The organism is Streptomyces sp. BA2 (assembly GCF_009769735.1).
In the GTDB taxonomy this organism is placed as follows: Bacteria; Actinomycetota; Actinomycetes; order Streptomycetales; family Streptomycetaceae; genus Streptomyces.
The window spans coordinates 4,593,922-4,612,141 of record NZ_WSRO01000002.1 but is presented as its reverse complement, the minus strand read 5'-3'; the positions used below and the strand labels follow the sequence as shown (position 1 = coordinate 4,612,141).

The 18,220-nt window shown below is 66.6% G+C and carries 10 protein-coding genes and 3 rRNA genes; 6 read left to right on the top strand and 7 right to left on the bottom strand.

The genetic code is table 11. The features are described 5' to 3' along the window. Nucleotides 1–29: 29 nt before the first annotated feature. Nucleotides 30–1,928, bottom strand: coding sequence for a sigma-70 family RNA polymerase sigma factor (locus E5671_RS23415; RefSeq protein WP_160505912.1), 1,899 nt, complete (start codon nucleotides 1,926–1,928; stop codon nucleotides 30–32). Between the two features lie 194 nt (nucleotides 1,929–2,122). After that, a complete protein-coding gene (locus E5671_RS23410) occupies nucleotides 2,123–2,896 on the bottom strand; it encodes a TetR/AcrR family transcriptional regulator (protein WP_160505911.1) in 774 nt (257 codons plus the stop codon). A 375-nt stretch (nucleotides 2,897–3,271) separates the two neighbouring features. On the opposite strand from E5671_RS23410, the gene E5671_RS23405 reads away from it, so the two are divergent. Together E5671_RS23405 and E5671_RS23400 are read left to right on the top strand one after the other, a co-directional pair. Beyond that, nucleotides 3,272–4,630, top strand: a complete 1,359-nt coding sequence (locus tag E5671_RS23405) for an NAD(P)/FAD-dependent oxidoreductase (RefSeq protein ID WP_160505910.1) — start codon at nucleotides 3,272–3,274, stop codon at nucleotides 4,628–4,630. A 142-nt stretch (nucleotides 4,631–4,772) separates the two neighbouring features. Beyond that, nucleotides 4,773–6,446 carry a SpoIIE family protein phosphatase gene (locus E5671_RS23400; protein ID WP_160505909.1) on the top strand — a complete coding sequence of 558 codons (1,674 nt, stop codon included), beginning with the start codon at nucleotides 4,773–4,775 and terminating at the stop codon, nucleotides 6,444–6,446. Nucleotides 6,447–6,458: 12 nt separating this feature from the next. On the opposite strand, the gene E5671_RS23395 is transcribed toward E5671_RS23400, so the two are convergent. Then, complete coding sequence (locus E5671_RS23395) at nucleotides 6,459–7,751, bottom strand: MDR family MFS transporter (RefSeq protein ID WP_160505908.1); 1,293 nt, start codon at nucleotides 7,749–7,751, stop codon at nucleotides 6,459–6,461. Between the two features lie 122 nt (nucleotides 7,752–7,873). Here E5671_RS23395 and E5671_RS23390 point away from each other — a divergent pair, with 122 nt between their 5' ends. From E5671_RS23390 to rrf, 4 genes are all read left to right on the top strand, one after another. Further along, on the top strand, nucleotides 7,874–8,422 hold the full coding sequence (locus tag E5671_RS23390; RefSeq protein ID WP_160505907.1) for a MarR family winged helix-turn-helix transcriptional regulator: 549 nt from the start codon (nucleotides 7,874–7,876) through the stop codon (nucleotides 8,420–8,422). Nucleotides 8,423–9,115: 693 nt separating this feature from the next. Next, nucleotides 9,116–10,641: ribosomal RNA gene (locus tag E5671_RS23385) — 16S ribosomal RNA — on the top strand. A 297-nt stretch (nucleotides 10,642–10,938) separates the two neighbouring features. Then, nucleotides 10,939–14,061: ribosomal RNA gene (locus E5671_RS23380) — 23S ribosomal RNA — on the top strand. A 91-nt stretch (nucleotides 14,062–14,152) separates the two neighbouring features. Beyond that, nucleotides 14,153–14,269, top strand: a 5S ribosomal RNA gene (rrf, locus tag E5671_RS23375). The 16S, 23S and 5S rRNA genes sit together here, the layout of an rRNA operon. A gap of 96 nt (nucleotides 14,270–14,365) precedes the next feature. Here the strand turns inward: rrf and E5671_RS23370 are convergent. Genes E5671_RS23370 through E5671_RS23355 form a run of 4 tightly spaced genes read right to left on the bottom strand, consistent with a single transcriptional unit; the run spans nucleotide 14,366 to nucleotide 18,129 of the window. After that, entirely contained in the window at nucleotides 14,366–15,043 is a 678-nt protein-coding gene (locus E5671_RS23370; RefSeq protein ID WP_160505906.1) for a response regulator, read from the bottom strand. After that, nucleotides 15,040–16,326 carry a sensor histidine kinase gene (locus E5671_RS23365; RefSeq protein ID WP_443032680.1) on the bottom strand — a complete coding sequence of 429 codons (1,287 nt, stop codon included), beginning with the start codon at nucleotides 16,324–16,326 and terminating at the stop codon, nucleotides 15,040–15,042. Before E5671_RS23365 ends, E5671_RS23370 begins: the two co-directional genes overlap by 4 nt. 25 nt (nucleotides 16,327–16,351) lie before the next feature. After that, complete coding sequence (locus E5671_RS23360) at nucleotides 16,352–17,137, bottom strand: ABC transporter permease (protein WP_160505905.1); 786 nt, start codon at nucleotides 17,135–17,137, stop codon at nucleotides 16,352–16,354. Then, a complete protein-coding gene (locus E5671_RS23355; protein ID WP_160505904.1) occupies nucleotides 17,134–18,129 on the bottom strand; it encodes an ATP-binding cassette domain-containing protein in 996 nt (331 codons plus the stop codon). Before E5671_RS23355 ends, E5671_RS23360 begins: the two co-directional genes overlap by 4 nt. Nucleotides 18,130–18,220: the final 91 nt, after the last annotated feature.

Genomic DNA, 18,220 nt, shown 5'->3' with positions numbered 1-18,220 from the left:
CTTCGTGTGGAGCTGAGCTGAACCGCGGCCTACGTACAGCGGAAGCGCGACTGCGCCCAGTCCGCGAGCGCGGCCGAGTCGAACGGCGAGTGCGGCTCGACGACCAGGCGGATCGTCTTGCGCCCGGTCAGGTTCACCTGCACCGGCACCGCCGCGTCCCCGCCCTTGATCAGCGGTGAACGCCACAGCCGCACACCGTCGCCGAAGACCGAGAAACGCACCTTGCCGAGGCCCATCGTCATGTCGTCGACACCGACGACCGCGTCGTACGACGAGCACGCGCGGTTCAGGTCGATGGTGACGGAGGACTGGCCATGGACGGTCACGCCGTGGCCGTACTGCCGGTCCGCGATGGACAGGCCGGACCGCTGCCAGACCCAGCTGCTCTCGCCGAGCCGCATCTCGGGCTTGGTGCCGTCACCGACGACGCCGTACTGCAGCTCGCTCCACTGGTAGACCGCCGGGGCGGGCGGCGGCGGAGGCGGCGGCTCGGGCTTCGGCTCGGACGGCGTGGGAGTCGGCGTCGGCTTCGGGGCCGGCGGCTCGGGCTTCGGAGTGGGCGTCGGGGTCGGCTTCGGCTCGGGGGCCGGCTTCGGAGGAGGCTTCGGCTTCGGCTCTGCGACCGGCTGTTCGGGCTTCGGCTTCGGCTTCGGTTTCGGGGGCGGAGGCTTGCTCGGCACGACGGGTTCGGCGGCCGGAGGCTTCCCGGCGCTCGGCAGGTCCTTGGGCTTGTCCCCGCCGCCCGCGGTGAGGGCGATCGCAGCGGCCGCCGCCGCGACGACCACGGCCGCCGCGATACCGGCCTTCGCGGGCGCGCCGAGCCCCTCGGACGCGGCCGCACCGCCTGCCGCACCCCCCGAGGAGCCGCCGCTCGCCGCTGCCGCGCCCGCCGCGCCGGCGCCCGCGGCACTCGCGGCGCCACCACCGACGAGGGCGGCCACCTTCGCGTACCCGGCGGCGCCGAACCAGCCGATGACCGCGATCGGCACGACCCCGGGAATACCGCTGGCGACTTCCTTGATCTGGCCCGCGGCCAGGCGGCACTTGGCGCACTCCTCCAAGTGCTTGCGCAGGCCGCGCTCGGCCCGGGTGCGCAGACTGCCGCGGGCGTAGGCGCCGAGCCGGTCGGCGTACCGCGCGCACTCCTCGTCGGCGGTGAGCGTGGTGCTCACATGGGCCTGGAGATACGCCTCCTTCAGACCCTCGCGCGCCCGCTTGGCGAGCACCCGGGTGCCGTTGGCGTCGAGCCCGAAGAGCGTGGCGACGTCGCTCGGGGACTCGTCCTCGACCTCCGTGTGCCACAGCACGGCCTGCCAGCGCTCCGGAAGGCTCCGGAACGCCTGCATGGCCATCGACTGCTCGGCCTCGTGCATCGCGCGCACGTCCGCGCCCAGGTCCAGAGTGTCGTCGTCGGAGACCTCGGAGCTGCGCGAGGCCTGCGCCGCGAACACCGCGAAGTCCTCGACCAGTTGCTCCCGCTTCGCCGACTTCGTCCACCCGGCGGCGACGCGGCGCACCGTGGTGAGCAGATAGGCGCGCACCGCGTGCTCGGGCCCACTGCCGCCGCGGACCGCCTGCAGCATCCGCGCGAAGACCTCGGCCGTGAGGTCGTCGGCGGTGTGCGCGTCCCGGCAGCAGGTGCGGGCATACCGGCGGACGGCTTCGGCGTGCCTTCGGTACAGCTCTTCGTACGCGGTGTCGTCGCCCGCCCGCATCTGGGCGATCAAGTCGCTGTCGGCCGCGGAGCCGTCCCCGGACAGGGGGGCTCCGGCCTCGGCCGCTGCCCGCTGCGGCGGAACGCTGGGATCCGCATCGCTCGGACCGCCACCGGCTCCGGGTCCACCCTGGCTCGGCACCTGCCGAGAAGGCAGCCCTCCGGCCTCTTCGCCCAAGGCGGAGGACGACTCGTCCCGCCCGTCACCACTCATCGCGGAAGCCCCCGCTTGCACACTCAGACCCGGCCATCCGGGAAAGAGTGCCATACGGCCGTGCTACGGCGAACGGCGATGACGGTCAACCACCCGTCCGAGGTGATTTCCCGTATTCGAGCACTACCGTTCACTCATTCGGGGAAGGCTCAACAGCCGTATGTTCACCGGGAGTTGAGCCACCCCGAACCGCGTCACACCGTGGGGCGCGAGCGCAGCCCCTCGAGCAGGATGTCGAGCAGCCGCGAGGACGCCGCCGCCTGCTGCGCCGCGTCCGGCAGCGAGGGCGCCGCCGTCGCTATCACCAGGAGCACGTCCGACACGGTCACGTCCGCGCGCAGCTCGCCCGCCGCACGCGCCCGCTCCACGAGGCGCCCGACGACGTCAAGGAGCGCCACCGCCCCCGGGTCGTCGGCCGCCGACTCCTCGGCCGGGGCCGAGCGCTGCTCGACGAGCCGCAGGTCGGGACCGGCCGGAGCCGCCTGCCGCTGCTGCGGCACGCGCGCCTCCTCGTCCCGCACCCCCGCGACCTCGTCCGCGACGCCCACCCGCAGCACCTGCGGCGGCAGGAGCCGCCCCGCGCCCGAGGCGACGGACGTCCGCAGGAAGCGCGAGAGCGCCGACCACGGTTCGTCCTCCTGTCCGAGCGCCGAACGCGCCTGGTCGGTCAGCCGGGAGGTCTCCTCCTCGGCTATGCGCCGCACCAGCACGTCCTTGCTGGGGAAGCGGCGGTAGACCGTGCCGACGCCGACCCGTGCGCGCCGGGCCACGTCCTCCATCGGCGCGCCGTAACCCAGCTCGCCGAAGACCTCGCGCGCCGCGCGAAGAACATGCTCGAGATTGCGCTGTGCGTCCACACGCAGCGGCGTCGAACGCGGTCCGTCCCCCATGTCGCGTCCGTTCCCGCTGGTGGCGACAGCCGATGCCGACGCCGTGGTCGAAGTCCAGTGAGATTCCTGAATATGCATACGCGTTTCCCCCGGTAATGACGTCTCCCCCCGGAGACACTCCCCGCCATTGACACCCGGAGCGTGAGGAGCGAGCCCGATTCCCGGGCCCCGTAGCTGGACCCGACGAGCGCATCCCCCGACACCCCGACAGCACACGAACATAGTTGAGCCAGAGTCAATTCAGAAGAGGTGGGTTCCGCACGGACCGCCCCTCGATCGGAGTACGCACCGATTCCGACCCGATTGCACCCCCTCGCTCTCCTCCTGCCTCCCCTTCTGACCTGCGGTTCATTCCCACGCCCTGTCAGGTCCCCGACGGCGCGCCGCGGGCGACAACCGGTCACACAAATTGCTGAGGCTGTGGACAAACTCAAGAGCTGGGTGCGTCATGGGATGGTGAAGGAACCTGTGCGCATTCTCGTTGTGGGCGGCGGATACGTCGGCATGTACACCGCGCTGCGCCTCCAGCGGAAGCTGAAGCCGGAGCTGAAGCGGGGCGAAGCGGAGATCGTGGTGGTGACGCCCGATCCCTATATGACCTACCAGCCGTTCCTGCCCGAAGCCGCGGCCGGCTCCATCTCGCCGCGCCACGTCGTGGTCCCGCTCCGCCGCGTCCTCGACAGATGCCGCATCGTCATCGGCGAGGTCAAGACGGTCGACCACGCCAAGCGCACCGCGTCCTTCACCACGCTGGCCACCGAGGACGAGGGCTCGGGCGCCGTCGAGATCACGTACGACGAGATCGTCATGGCCCCAGGATCCATCTCGCGCACCTTGCCCGTCCCGGGCCTTGCCGAGCACGGCGTCGGCTTCAAGACCGTCGAAGAGGCCATCGGACTGCGCAACCACGTCATCGAGCAGATGGACATCGCCTCCTCCACGCGCGACCCGGCCATCCGCGACGCGGCCCTCACCTTCGTCTTCGTGGGCGGCGGTTACGCGGGCGTCGAGGCGCTCGGCGAGCTGGAGGACATGGCCCGCTACGCCGCGCGGTACTACCACAACGTCAAGGCCGAGGACATGAAATGGATCCTCGTCGAGGCCTCCGGGCGGATCCTCCCCGAGGTCGGCGAGGAGATGGGCAAGTACACGGTCAGTGAGCTGCGCCGCCGCAACATCGACGTACGTCTGGAGACCCGTCTCGACTCGTGCGAGGACCGGGTCGCCGTCCTGAGCGACGGTTCGCGCTTCCCCACCCGCACGGTCGTGTGGACCGCGGGCGTCAAACCGCACCCGGTGCTCGCCGCGACCGACCTGCCGCTGAACGAACGCGGCCGCCTGGACTGCACCGCGCAGCTGAGGGTGGACGGCGTCACGCACGCGTGGGGCGCGGGAGACGCGGCAGCCGTCCCCGACGTCACCGCGGACGGGTCCGGCAAGGAGTGCGCCCCCAACGCCCAGCACGCGGTACGCCAGGCCAGGACACTCGGCGACAACATCGCCGCCTCCCTGCGCGAACAGCCCCTCAAGGAGTACGCGCACAAGTACGTGGGCTCCGTCGCGTCCCTGGGGCTGCACAAAGGCGTCGCACATGTCTACGGACGGAAGTTGAAGGGCTACCCTGCCTGGTTCATGCACCGCGTCTACCACCTGAGCCGCGTGCCCACCGTCAACCGCAAGTCCCGGGTGCTCGCCGAATGGACCCTGTCCGGCCTGTTCAAACGCGAGATCGTCTCCCTCGGATCGCTCGAGCACCCGCGTGCGGAGTTCGAACTCGCGGCCGGGGGCAGAAGCCCGAAGGAGTCCTCCTGACCGGAGGCAGGAACTCCCCGCACGACACCGGCGTCTGACGGATGTCAGTCCGGTCGGCCAGACTGTTCGTGTGACCATGGGCGGGCCAGGACCGCCGGAAATCCCCGCCCGATCCAGAAGCGACATCACGAGGCCTACCGCAGTGAACTTCACGCGCTGGAGCGCCCGGCTCCCCGGAACGCAGCGCCGCGCCGCGGCGCGCACCGACCTGGGGATCTCCCCGCCACAGCGAGCCGAAAGCTCCGTCCCTGCGGCCCGCGCCGAGGGGGGCCAGGAGGGCACCACCCTCACCCCCGCGGCCGCAGGCGTCGACGAACTGCCGACCCGCGAGGTGCTCGACCGCATCCCCGCCCTCGTCGCCCTGGTGCACGGCCCCGAACACCGCATCGCGTACGTCAACGACGCGTACGCCACCGCCTTCGGCAACCGTCCCGTGGGCGAGCCCGCCCGCGACGCGCTGCCCGAGCTGGACGAGCTCGGCCTGCTGCCCCTCCTGGACCAGGTCCTGCGCAGCTCCAAGCCGCGCACGGTCAAGTCCCGCAAGGCGGCGAGCGGCCGGTCGTACACCTTCACCTGCACGCCCGTGACGCTCCCCGTGAGCGGCTCCGCCGCGGGGCTCAAGGACGAGGGGGTCCTCGTCTTCGCCGCCGACGTCACCGACCACGCCGAGGCCGGCGAGCGCCTTCGGGCCAGCGAGCGCACCCAGCGCGAGACGGCCGTCACCCTGCAACGCTCGCTCCTTCCCCAGGAGTTGGAGCAGCCGGACGACCTGCGCATCGCCGCCACGTACCAACCGGGCGGCACGGAGGCGGCGGTCGGCGGCGACTGGTACGACGTGATCACCCTCGGCGGCGGCCGCACCGCCCTGGTCATCGGCGACGTCATGGGCCGCGGCGTCCGCGCGGCGGCCGTCATGGGCCAGCTCCGCACGGCCGTGCGCGCCTACGCCCGCCTCGACCTGCCCCCGCACGAGGTCCTGCAGCTCCTGGACGGCCTCGCCGCGGAGATCGACGCAAGCCAGATCGCCACCATGGTCTACGCCGTGCACGACCCGAACGAAGGCAGCCTCGTGTACGCCTCCGCCGGGCACCTGCCGATCCTCGTACGGGACGAGGGCGGCACGATCCACCGCGCGGAGGAGCCCACGGGCCCGCCGCTCGGCACCGGAGGCTGGCTGCACACATCGGGCTCGGTCCCGCTGGGCCCCGGCTCGACCGCCGTCCTCTACACGGACGGCCTGGTCGAGCGGCGCAGCGAGGACATCGACGAAGGCGTCGCCGCCCTGGAGCGCGCCCTTGCGGGCGCCACCGGCACACCCCAGGTGGTGTGCGACCGTCTGATCCGCGCCCTGGGGGTGACGGCCGACCACGACGACGACGTGGCGGTCCTGGTCCTCCAGCACCCCGCACGCAAAGGCCTGGACGCCGAGCTGTTCCGCAACGCCGCCCTGGAGCTGCTCGGTGGCGTGGAAGCGGCGCCACGCGCGCGTGCCTTCGCGACCGGTGTCCTCGCCAGCTGGCGCTTCCCGCCCGAACTGCACGACCTGGGAGTCCTCGCGGCCAGCGAACTGGTGGCCAACTCCCTCCAGCACGGCACGCCGCCCATGCGCCTTCGCCTGCGCCGCACGAACCGCCGGCTGATCATCGAGGTCACCGACGGCGACGACCACCTGCCGCGCCGCCGCCGCGCCGAGCCCGCGGACGAGGCGGGACGTGGCATCGCCATCGTCGCCACGATCGCCTCGAACTGGGGCTCACGGCGCACACCGGGCGGCGGCAAGGCGGTCTGGTGCGAGTTCGCACTGCCGCGCGGGTAGCGCCTGTAGCGCCTAGGAGTTGGCGGGCTGGGGTTCCGCGGACTCGGACTCCGGAGCGCCCTGAGCGACGACCCGGCTCTTCGCGACGTACGGCTGGTTCTGCAGCGGAGTGAGCTGCCGCCCAAGGCGCACGGCGAGCACCGTGATGCCGAGCGAGAACAGCAGGAACGTCACGATGTACGGCCCGTGCAGCGCGGCCCCCATCGGACCGCCGACCGCGGGACCGACCGCGAGCGCCAGCTGCTTCACCAGGGCGAAGGCCGAGTTGTACTGACCGACCATCCCGGCGGGCGCCAGATCGGCGACCAGTGGCGCGACGGTCGGCGACAGCATCGCCTCACCGAGCCCGAAGAGCGCGTACGTCGAGATGAACGCGGCGGTCGCCATGGCCTGGCTCCCGTGGCCCATCCCCGCGTACCCGGCCGCGATCCACGCGACGGCCCAGATGAGACCGACGGCCGCGATCACCCGGGACCGCTTGCGCCGCTCGACGAACTTCAGGACGGCGAACTGCGCGATGACGATCACGGCCGTGTTGGCGGCGAGCGCGATGCCGAGCGTCGACGGCGAGATCCCGGCCGCCTCCACGCCGTACGCGGAGAGACCCGACTCGAACTGCCCGTAGCAGGCGAAGAACAGCACGAAGCCGAGCACGCACAGCTGCACCATCGCCTTGTGCCGGACCAGCGCCCGCAGACCGCTCTGCGGCGCGGACCCGTCCTTGGGCACGGAGTCCTGGATGGACGGCGCGTGCGGCAGCCGCACGGTGACGACGATCGCGGCGAGCACCAGGAACATCACGGCCTCGATGGAGAACAGCGTGATGAAGCTGCCCGGGTCGTGCTCGTCGACGATCTGCCCGCCGATGAGTCCACCAATACCCAGACCCAGGTTCTGCAGGAAGAACTGCATCGCGAAGGCACGCGTGCGCGTGGTGGGCGTCGAGCACCAGACGATCATTGTGGCGAGCGCCGGCTGCATCACCGCGGTGCCCGCACCGAGGAGGGCCGCCGAGACGATCGCCGTCGGCTCACTGTTCGAGAAGCCCAGGGCGAGGGCACCCACCGAGGCGGTCAGCGCGGCTCCCATGAGTACGGGGAGCGGGCCGCGGCGGTCGATGACGCGCCCGGTGACGGGCAGGACGATCAGCGCGGCCATGGCAAACGCGGCGAGCACGATGCCCGCCGTACTGGCACCCAGATCCCGCACCTGCGCCACGTAGACGTAGAGGAACGGAACCGTGAACCCGACGCCGAACGCGCTCAGCGCGCTGCCGACCTGAATACGACGCATCGCTGCGCCCATCGCCCTGGTCACTTTCACCTGCCTTAGGAGTTAGACGTGAAGACTTCGAAGCTAAAGTTAGAGTCTAAACAATACACACAGAAGAACTTCAATGCCAAGTAAGGGCGTGCCATACTGCGGCCATGGGTGACACTCCCGGCCCCACTGAGCCGACCCTCGAAGAGCAGATCGCCGCCTACCAGCGGGAGTTCCAGGACCTCGACCCCCAGGTCGAGGAGATCGTCTCGGCCCTCGGCCGCCTCAACCGGCGCATGAGCGTCGCCTACGGGCGGCAGACCGCGACCCTCGGCATCAGTAACGCCGAGTGGGAGGTCCTCAAGGCACTGGTCCTCTCCGGCGCCCCGTACCAAATGGGCCCCGGCGAGCTCGCCAAGCGCCTCGGCCTCACGCCGGCGGCCATGACCCACCGCATCGACCGCATGGTGGCGGAGGGTCTGGTGACCCGGGACCGCGACGAGTCCAACCGCGTACGAGTGATCGTCGAGCTCACCGCGGAAGGCCGCGAGAAGTGGCTGGAGGCGATGCGCCTGGCCACGGTCTTCGAGGAGGACCTCCTCCAGGACCTGTCCCAGGAGGAGCGCGGCGCCCTCGGAGAAGTACTGACTCGTCTTCTACGCAGGGTGGAAGACGCCCAGCCGGACGCGGGCGGACGCCTCACCGACCTGGACTGAGCGCCGGGTTGAGAGGGTGGGTCGAGAGGGTGGGTCGAGGGCTCCACCACGGCGTTTGACAGTCACCCGCCCGATCCGTAAGGTCCTTCGGGTTGCCACGGAGCCGTAACGGTTCTGCGACAGCACCTCCCGCCGCTGAGACGCGGCAAAACAAACTCTGCACGACATCCCACCGGGAACGATTTCGGCATGCCCGAATTCAATTCCAGGGCTCGATTATGAGTAACCGGGAAGAGCCGCTAGAGTTTGAGACGTCGGAACGGCCCAACAGCCGGGAAGACAAGCCCCGCTGACTGGGAATCAGGCCCGAAAGGATCTGGTAGAGTCGGAGCCGCCGGAAAGGGAAACGCGAAAGCCGAAAGGCCGGAGCGGGAACCGGAAAGGCACCGAGGAAATCGGACACGAAAGAGTCTGATAGAGTCGGAAACGCAAGAACGAAGAACAAAAAGAAACACCGAAGGGAAGCGCCCGGAGGAAAGCCCGAGAGGGTGAGTACAAAGGAAGCGTCCGTTCCTTGAGAACTCAACAGCGTGCCAAAAGTCAACGCCAGATATGTTGATACCCCGTCTTCGGCCGTCATGGTCGGGACGAGGTTCCTTTGAAGAAAACATCAGCGAGGACGCTGTGAACCGGAAGATTATTCCTCTTCCTGGTTCCGCTCAACGCGGATGCGATCCCGATTACGGGAAAACATTCACGGAGAGTTTGATCCTGGCTCAGGACGAACGCTGGCGGCGTGCTTAACACATGCAAGTCGAACGATGAAGCCCTTCGGGGTGGATTAGTGGCGAACGGGTGAGTAACACGTGGGCAATCTGCCCTGCACTCTGGGACAAGCCCTGGAAACGGGGTCTAATACCGGATGATATCCCCTCTCGCATGGGAGGGGGTTGAAAGCTCCGGCGGTGCAGGATGAGCCCGCGGCCTATCAGCTAGTTGGTGAGGTAGAAGCTCACCAAGGCGACGACGGGTAGCCGGCCTGAGAGGGCGACCGGCCACACTGGGACTGAGACACGGCCCAGACTCCTACGGGAGGCAGCAGTGGGGAATATTGCACAATGGGCGAAAGCCTGATGCAGCGACGCCGCGTGAGGGATGACGGCCTTCGGGTTGTAAACCTCTTTCAGCAGGGAAGAAGCGAAAGTGACGGTACCTGCAGAAGAAGCGCCGGCTAACTACGTGCCAGCAGCCGCGGTAATACGTAGGGCGCAAGCGTTGTCCGGAATTATTGGGCGTAAAGAGCTCGTAGGCGGCTTGTCACGTCGGTTGTGAAAGCCCGGGGCTTAACCCCGGGTCTGCAGTCGATACGGGCAGGCTAGAGTGTGGTAGGGGAGATCGGAATTCCTGGTGTAGCGGTGAAATGCGCAGATATCAGGAGGAACACCGGTGGCGAAGGCGGATCTCTGGGCCATTACTGACGCTGAGGAGCGAAAGCGTGGGGAGCGAACAGGATTAGATACCCTGGTAGTCCACGCCGTAAACGGTGGGAACTAGGTGTTGGCGACATTCCACGTCGTCGGTGCCGCAGCTAACGCATTAAGTTCCCCGCCTGGGGAGTACGGCCGCAAGGCTAAAACTCAAAGGAATTGACGGGGGCCCGCACAAGCAGCGGAGCATGTGGCTTAATTCGACGCAACGCGAAGAACCTTACCAAGGCTTGACATCGCCCGGAAAGCCGTAGAGATACGGCCCCCCTTGTGGTCGGGTGACAGGTGGTGCATGGCTGTCGTCAGCTCGTGTCGTGAGATGTTGGGTTAAGTCCCGCAACGAGCGCAACCCTTGTTCTGTGTTGCCAGCATGCCCTTCGGGGTGATGGGGACTCACAGGAGACTGCCGGGGTCAACTCGGAGGAAGGTGGGGACGACGTCAAGTCATCATGCCCCTTATGTCTTGGGCTGCACACGTGCTACAATGGCAGGTACAATGAGCTGCGAAGCCGCGAGGCGGAGCGAATCTCAAAAAGCCTGTCTCAGTTCGGATTGGGGTCTGCAACTCGACCCCATGAAGTCGGAGTTGCTAGTAATCGCAGATCAGCATTGCTGCGGTGAATACGTTCCCGGGCCTTGTACACACCGCCCGTCACGTCACGAAAGTCGGTAACACCCGAAGCCGGTGGCCCAACCCCTTGTGGGAGGGAGCTGTCGAAGGTGGGACTGGCGATTGGGACGAAGTCGTAACAAGGTAGCCGTACCGGAAGGTGCGGCTGGATCACCTCCTTTCTAAGGAGCACTTCTTACCAACTCCGGTTGGTCAGAGGCCAGTTCATCAGCGAACGTCTGATGCTGGTTGCTCATGGGTGGAACGTTGACTATTCGGCACGATCATTTGGCTTCACCAGTACTGCTTCGGCGTGGAACGTGAAAGTCAGAGGATCGGGCCGGGCACGCTGTTGGGTATCTGAAGGTATGGCCGTATGGCTGCCTTCAAGTGCCGACCCCAGTGAAAGTTCGTTTCGGCGGGCTGTGATGGGTGGTTGGTCGTTGTTTGAGAACTGCACAGTGGACGCGAGCATCTGTGGCCAAGTTTTTAAGGGCGCACGGTGGATGCCTTGGCACCAGGAACCGATGAAGGACGTGGGAGGCCACGATAGTCCCCGGGGAGTCGTCAACCAGGCTTTGATCCGGGGGTTTCCGAATGGGGAAACCCGGCAGTCGTCATGGGCTGTCACCCGCTGCTGAACACATAGGCAGTGTGGAGGGAACGCGGGGAAGTGAAACATCTCAGTACCCGCAGGAAGAGAAAACAACCGTGATTCCGGGAGTAGTGGCGAGCGAAACCGGATGAGGCCAAACCGTATACGTGTGAGACCCGGCAGGGGTTGCGTGTGCGGGGTTGTGGGATCTCTCTTTCACAGTCTGCCGGCTGTGAGACGAGTCAGAAACCGTTGATGTAGGCGAAGGACATGCGAAAGGTCCGGCGTAGAGGGTAAGACCCCCGTAGTCGAAACATCAACGGCTCGTTTGAGAGACACCCAAGTAGCACGGGGCCCGAGAAATCCCGTGTGAATCTGGCGGGACCACCCGTTAAGCCTAAATATTCCCTGGTGACCGATAGCGGATAGTACCGTGAGGGAATGGTGAAAAGTACCGCGGGAGCGGAGTGAAATAGTACCTGAAACCGTGTGCCTACAAGCCGTGGGAGCGTCGCGCATTGAGTTTACTCAATGCGTCGTGACTGCGTGCCTTTTGAAGAATGAGCCTGCGAGTTTGCGGTGCGTTGCGAGGTTAACCCGTGTGGGGAAGCCGTAGCGAAAGCGAGTCCGAATAGGGCGATTCAGTAGCGCGCTCAAGACCCGAAGCGGAGTGATCTAGCCATGGGCAGGTTGAAGCGGCTGTAAGAGGTCGTGGAGGACCGAACCCACCAGGGTTGAAAACCTGGGGGATGACCTGTGGTTAGGGGTGAAAGGCCAATCAAACTCCGTGATAGCTGGTTCTCCCCGAAATGCATTTAGGTGCAGCGTCGTGTGTTTCTTGCCGGAGGTAGAGCACTGGATAGGCGATGGGCCCTACCGGGTTACTGACCTTAGCCAAACTCCGAATGCCGGTAAGTGAGAGCACGGCAGTGAGACTGTGGGGGATAAGCTCCATGGTCGAGAGGGAAACAGCCCAGAGCATCGACTAAGGCCCCTAAGCGTACGCTAAGTGGGAAAGGATGTGGAGTCGCAGAGACAACCAGGAGGTTGGCTTAGAAGCAGCCACCCTTGAAAGAGTGCGTAATAGCTCACTGGTCAAGTGATTCCGCGCCGACAATGTAGCGGGGCTCAAGCGTACCGCCGAAGTCGTGTCATTCCAGCATATAGGGCCAACGCCTGCTGGGATGGGTAGGGGAGCGTCGTGTGCCGGGTGAAGCTGCCGCGGAAGCGAGTGGTGGACGGTTCACGAGTGAGAATGCAGGCATGAGTAGCGATACATACGTGAGAAACGTGTGCGCCGATTGACTAAGGGTTCCTGGGTCAAGCTGATCTGCCCAGGGTAAGTCGGGACCTAAGGCGAGGCCGACAGGCGTAGTCGATGGATAACCGGTTGATATTCCGGTACCCGCTGTGAAGCGTCAAACATCGAGCCCATTGATGCTAAGGCCGTGAAGCCGTCCTGGAGCCTTCGGGCAAAGGGAAGTGGTGGAGCCGCCGACCCAAGATGGTAGTAGGTGAGTGATGGGGTGACGCAGGAAGGTAGTCCAGCCCGGGCGGTGGTTGTCCCGGGGTAAGGGTGTAGCCCGTCATCTAGGTAAATCCGGATGACATGTGGGTGAGACCTGATGCCGAGCCGATTGTGGTGAAGTGGATGATCCTATGCTGTCGAGAAAAGCCTCTAGCGAGTTTCATGGCGGCCCGTACCCTAAACCGACTCAGGTGGTCAGGTAGAGAATACCGAGGCGTTCGGGTGAACTATGGTTAAGGAACTCGGCAAAATGCCCCCGTAACTTCGGGAGAAGGGGGCCATCACCGGTGATGAGTCTTGCACTCTGAGCTGGGGGTGGCCGCAGAGACCAGCGAGAAGCGACTGTTTACTAAAAACACAGGTCCGTGCGAAGCCGTAAGGCGATGTATACGGACTGACGCCTGCCCGGTGCTGGAACGTTAAGGGGACCGGTTAGTGCGCTTTCGGGCGTGCGAAGCTGAGAACTTAAGCGCCAGTAAACGGCGGTGGTAACTATAACCATCCTAAGGTAGCGAAATTCCTTGTCGGGTAAGTTCCGACCTGCACGAATGGCGTAACGACTTCTCGACTGTCTCAACCATAGGCCCGGTGAAATTGCACTACGAGTAAAGATGCTCGTTTCGCGCAGCAGGACGGAAAGACCCCGGGACCTTTACTACAGTTTGATATTGGTGTTCGGTTCGGCTTGTGTAGGATAGGTGGGAGACTTTGAAGCGGGCACGCCAGTGTTCGTGGAGTCAACGTTGAAATACCACTCTGGTCGTGCTGGATGTCTAACCTGGGTCCGTGATCCGGATCAGGGACAGTGTCTGATGGGTAGTTTAACTGGGGCGGTTGCCTCCCAAAGAGTAACGGAGGCGCCCAAAGGTTCCCTCAGCCTGGTTGGTAATCAGGTGTTGAGTGTAAGTGCACAAGGGAGCTTGACTGTGAGACCGACGGGTCGAGCAGGGACGAAAGTCGGGACTAGTGATCCGGCGGTGGCTTGTGGAAGCGCCGTCGCTCAACGGATAAAAGGTACCCCGGGGATAACAGGCTGATCTTCCCCAAGAGTCCATATCGACGGGATGGTTTGGCACCTCGATGTCGGCTCGTCGCATCCTGGGGCTGGAGTCGGTCCCAAGGGTTGGGCTGTTCGCCCATTAAAGCGGTACGCGAGCTGGGTTTAGAACGTCGTGAGACAGTTCGGTCCCTATCCGCTGTGCGCGTAGGAATATTGAGAAGGGCTGTCCCTAGTACGAGAGGACCGGGACGGACGAACCTCTGGTGTGCCAGTTGTCCTGCCAAGGGCATGGCTGGTTGGCTACGTTCGGAAAGGATAACCGCTGAAAGCATCTAAGCGGGAAGCCTGCTTCGAGATGAGTATTCCCACCCCCTTTGAGGGGTTAAGGCTCCCAGTAGACGACTGGGTTGATAGGCCAGATCTGGAAGCCCGGTAACGGGTGGAGGTGACTGGTACTAATAGGCCGAGGGCTTGTCCTCAGTTGCTCGCGTCCACTGTGTTGGTTCTGAAACCACGAACAACCCCGTATGTCGGGCCACGACTACGGTGCGGTTGACAGTTTCATAGTGTTTCGGTGGTCATAGCGTGAGGGAAACGCCCGGTTACATTCCGAACCCGGAAGCTAAGCCTCACAGCGCCGATGGTACTGCAGGGGGGACCCTGTGGGAGAGTAGGACGCCGCCGAACTATCATTAACGGGAAACCCCCGCACCCTCTGGGTGCGGGGGTTTTCTGCGTTCAGGAGCAATCAGCAATCAGCAATCAGCAATTAGTGATTAGTGATTACTCCGGCCGCACCAATTTCGTGTCGTACGCCAGAATTACCGCCTGCACCCGATCCCTCGCCCCCGTCTTCGCCAGAACGCGCCCCACATGCGTCTTCACCGTCGACTCCGCGAGATGCAGCCGGCCCGCGATCTCCGCGTTCGTCCAGCCCTGCCCGATGACCGTCAGGATTTCGCGCTCCCGGTCCGTCAGTGAGGCCAGGCGTGGGTCCCGGGACGGGTCGGTGGCGTCCGAGCCCGCCCGCGGCATCGGCAAATGATCGGCGTACGCGTCCAGGAGGCGGCGGGTCAGGCTCGGGGCCACGACCGCGTCCCCCGTGGCGACCGCGCGGATGCCGGAGAGCAGTTCCTCCGGCAGGGCGTCCTTGATGAGGAACCCCGAGGCTCCCGCGCGCAGGCCCGCATACGCGTACTCGTCGAGGTCGAACGTGGTGAGGATCAGGACGCGGGTGCGGTCGCCCGCCGCCACGATGCGGCGCGTGGCCTCGATTCCGTCCAGGCCCGGCATGCGGATGTCCATCAGGGCGACGTCCGGGTGGAGTTCGGCCGTCATGCGGACCGCCTCGCTGCCGTTGCCGGCCTCTCCCACGACCCTCATGTCGTCCTGGCTCTCCAGGAGCATGCGGAAGCCGAAGCGTTGCATCGGCTGGTCGTCGACGATGAGCACGGTCGTCACTGGGTGGATTCCTTGGGGAGATGGAGTTCGACGTGCCAGCCGCCCTGCGGGTGCGGCAGCGGGCCTGCCTCAAGTGTCCCGTCGTACAGGGCCGTTCGCTCGCGCATTCCCGTCAGTCCCCTGCCGCCGGAGTCCACGGCCGGCGGCCCGCCTCCCGCACCCGTGTCCGTCACCGTCGCCCGCACCCCGTCGTCGCCGTACGCGACTTCCACATAGGCCGTCGCGTACGGGCCCCCGTGCTTGAGCGTGTTCGTGAGGGCTTCCTGCACCACGCGGTAGACCGTGAGTTGTCGGCCCGCCGGGAGCGAGTCCGGGCGGCCGCGCACCGTGCTGCGTACCGGAAGCCCCGCGGCCCGTACCCCGTCGATGAGTTGGTCCAGGTCGGTGAGGGCGGGCTGGGGAGCGAGAGCAGCGGCCTCAGGTGACTGAGGGGCCTCCTCGCGCAGGACGTCCAGGAGCCGGCGCAGCTCCGTCAGGGCCTGACGGCTTGTGGTGCCGATGGCGGTGAGGGCCTGGGCGGCACGCTCCGGGGACTTGGCGGCGGCGTACGAACCGCCGTCCGCGAGAGTCGTGATGACCGAGAGATTGTGGCCGATGATGTCGTGCATCTCCCGGGCGATGCGCGTGCGTTCGGCGTTGGTGGCGAGCTGCGCCTGCTGGTCGCGTTCGACTTCGAGCTGCTTGGCGCGCTGCACCAGCGATGCCATGTACTCCTGGCGGGTGCGGAACGCGATGCCCATCAGAGCGACGATCGCGAAGCTCATCATCGTCGGCACCACCTGCTGGTCCCAACTGCCCTGCGGGTGGCGGAGATGGCCGACCACGGGCGGCAGCACGAGCAGCGCGTACGACCAGGCCAACGTGCGCAGCGGAAGCCGTATCGCGATGTTGAAGACGACGATGAGCAGGGTGAGCGAGGCCTGCAGGACGGCGCCCGTCCAGTTGTTGGCCAGCGACGCGAGCAGCATGACGATGTAGACCGCGAGCGGATGGGTGCGGCGCCACAGGAGCGGCACCGTGGCGGCCAGCGTGATCGCGTACAGGGCCCAGGCCGGAACGTCCGTGTTCTGGGCGATGTTCCGCCAGCCGTCGCCCACGAGGTCGATGAACGCGGCGAACACGAAGAACCCGACCAGATGGAGATCCCAGACCAGCGGGAGGCGGCGGTCGAAGGCGCGCATCCACTGGACGCCGCGCTCCACGTACCGGGTCAGAGGCTGTGCGCCCTCGGACCAGTCCTGGTCCGGGGCGCCGTGGTCGGAGGTTCCGTGCGCCGGGGTCACCGCTTCATCCTCGTACGGGACATGCTCATACGTCCCGTCGCCTCAACAGATACGTCGCTGCCGCCAGGGAAGCCGCCGCCCACACGCACAGGGTCAGCAGGCCCGCGCCGGGTGAGAGGTCGCCGGGCGAGGTGTTCAGGGCCGCGAGGGACTCGGCGGCGGGTAGCGGGAAGTAGTTCAGGAGATCCTGCACCGTGTAGTTCGGGATCATCGTGGCGAGCTGCGGCAGGAGGATCAGGCCGCCTACGTACGCGCCGATCGTGCCCGGGATGCTGCGCAGGGCCGAGCCGAGGCCGAGCACGATGACGCCGATGAGGGCCGTCCCGGCGGCGGATCCGGCGACGGCGCGCGCGATGCCGGGGTCGCCGAGTGACGCCTCCAGGTCCGTGCCGCCGAGGAACATCTGGGCTAGCGGGAACGTGAGGAAGTTCGTGACCAGCAGCGTCCCGAGCGCCACCGCGGCGAACACGGCCGTCTTCGCCCGGAGCACCGGCACCCGGCGCGGCACCGCGGCCATCGTGGCCCGCACCAGGCCCGTCGAGTACTCGCCCGCGGTGACGAGAATGCCGAGGACCGCGATCGCGACCTGGCCGATCTGCGTGCCGAGCAGGGCGTACGTGACCGGGTCGATCTCGTCACCGGGGCTGGACGTGTAGGTGGCGGCGAGGATCATGCCGAGGACGACGGTGAAGACGCTCGCCAGGCCGAGCGTGATCCAGGTGGAGCGGAGCGTCCACAGCTTGTGCCACTCGGAGCGGAGGATCCCGCGGGAGGACAGGCGGTAGGGGGCTGTTGTCGTGACGGTGCTCATGCCGCTGCTCCTTCCGGGACTTCCGGGACTTCCGGGACGCCGGCGGTCGCGTCGGCGGTCGCGTCGGCGGTCGCGTCGGCGGCGGTGGACACCGACGCGACGTACTCGACCGAATCCCGCGTCAGGTCCATGAATGCCTGCTCCAACGATGCCGTGTGCGGGGTGAGTTCGAAGAGGGGGATGCCGTGCTGCGCCGCCGTGCGGCCGATGTGCTCGCCGTCCGCGCCGCGTACGTCGAGTACGCCCGGCGCGTCACTTGTGATCTGTACGCCGGGTGCGGCGAGCAGCTCGCCGAGGAGGCCCGCCTCGGGGGTGACGACCTTGACGGAGCCTGTGCCCGACTCACGTACGAACGTCTCGACCGTCGTGTCCGCGAGGAGTTTGCCGCGGCCGATGATGATCAGGTGCTCGGCGGTCAGTGCCATCTCGCTCATGAGGTGTGAGGAGACGAGGACCGTACGGCCTTCCGTGGCAAGGGACTTGAGGAGGTTGCGGATCCACAGGACGCCCTCGGGGTCGAGGCCGTTGACCGGCTCGTCGAGGATGACGACGGCCGGGTCGCCGAGGAGCGCGGCCGCGATACCGAGCCGCTGGCCCATGCCGAGCGAGAAGCCCTTCACGCGCTTGCGGGCCACCTCGTGGATGCCCACGAGGTCCAGCACCTCCTCGACGCGGCGGCGTGGGATGCCGTGCGTGTGGGCCAGCGCCATGAGGTGGTGGAAGGCGGTGCGGCCCGGATGGACGGACCTTGCCTCCAGCAGCGCGCCCACCTCGTGCAGGGGCGCGGTGTGCGTCGCGTACGTCCGGTCGCCGACCGTGGAGCGGCCGCGAGTTGGGGCGTCCAGGCCGAGGAGCATCCGCATGGTGGTGGACTTGCCCGCGCCGTTGGGGCCGAGAAAGCCGGTGACGGTACCGGGGTGGACGGTGAAGGAGAGGTCCTCCACGACGGTCTTGTCGCCGTAGCGCTTGGTGAGTTCGTATGCCCGAATCATGCTTCTGATGCTGGCGCTCGCGGGGGTGCGGGGCGTCGGACCAGGGGCGGGACGTGGGCGGGTACGGGTAGTACCGGGGTAGGACGGCGAC

Excerpts from the sequence above, each read along its gene's own strand:
- E5671_RS23415 (WP_160505912.1), bottom strand. The coding sequence starts at position 1,928 with ATGAGTGGTGACGGGCGGGACGAGTCGTCCTCCGCCTTGGGCGAAGAG.
- E5671_RS23410 (WP_160505911.1), bottom strand. The coding sequence starts at position 2,896 with ATGCATATTCAGGAATCTCACTGGACTTCGACCACGGCGTCGGCATCG.
- E5671_RS23405 (WP_160505910.1), top strand. The coding sequence starts at position 3,272 with ATGGTGAAGGAACCTGTGCGCATTCTCGTTGTGGGCGGCGGATACGTC.
- E5671_RS23395 (WP_160505908.1), bottom strand. The coding sequence starts at position 7,751 with ATGGGCGCAGCGATGCGTCGTATTCAGGTCGGCAGCGCGCTGAGCGCG.
- E5671_RS23390 (WP_160505907.1), top strand. The coding sequence starts at position 7,874 with ATGGGTGACACTCCCGGCCCCACTGAGCCGACCCTCGAAGAGCAGATC.
- E5671_RS23360 (WP_160505905.1), bottom strand. The coding sequence starts at position 17,137 with ATGAGCACCGTCACGACAACAGCCCCCTACCGCCTGTCCTCCCGCGGG.
- E5671_RS23355 (WP_160505904.1), bottom strand. The coding sequence starts at position 18,129 with ATGATTCGGGCATACGAACTCACCAAGCGCTACGGCGACAAGACCGTC.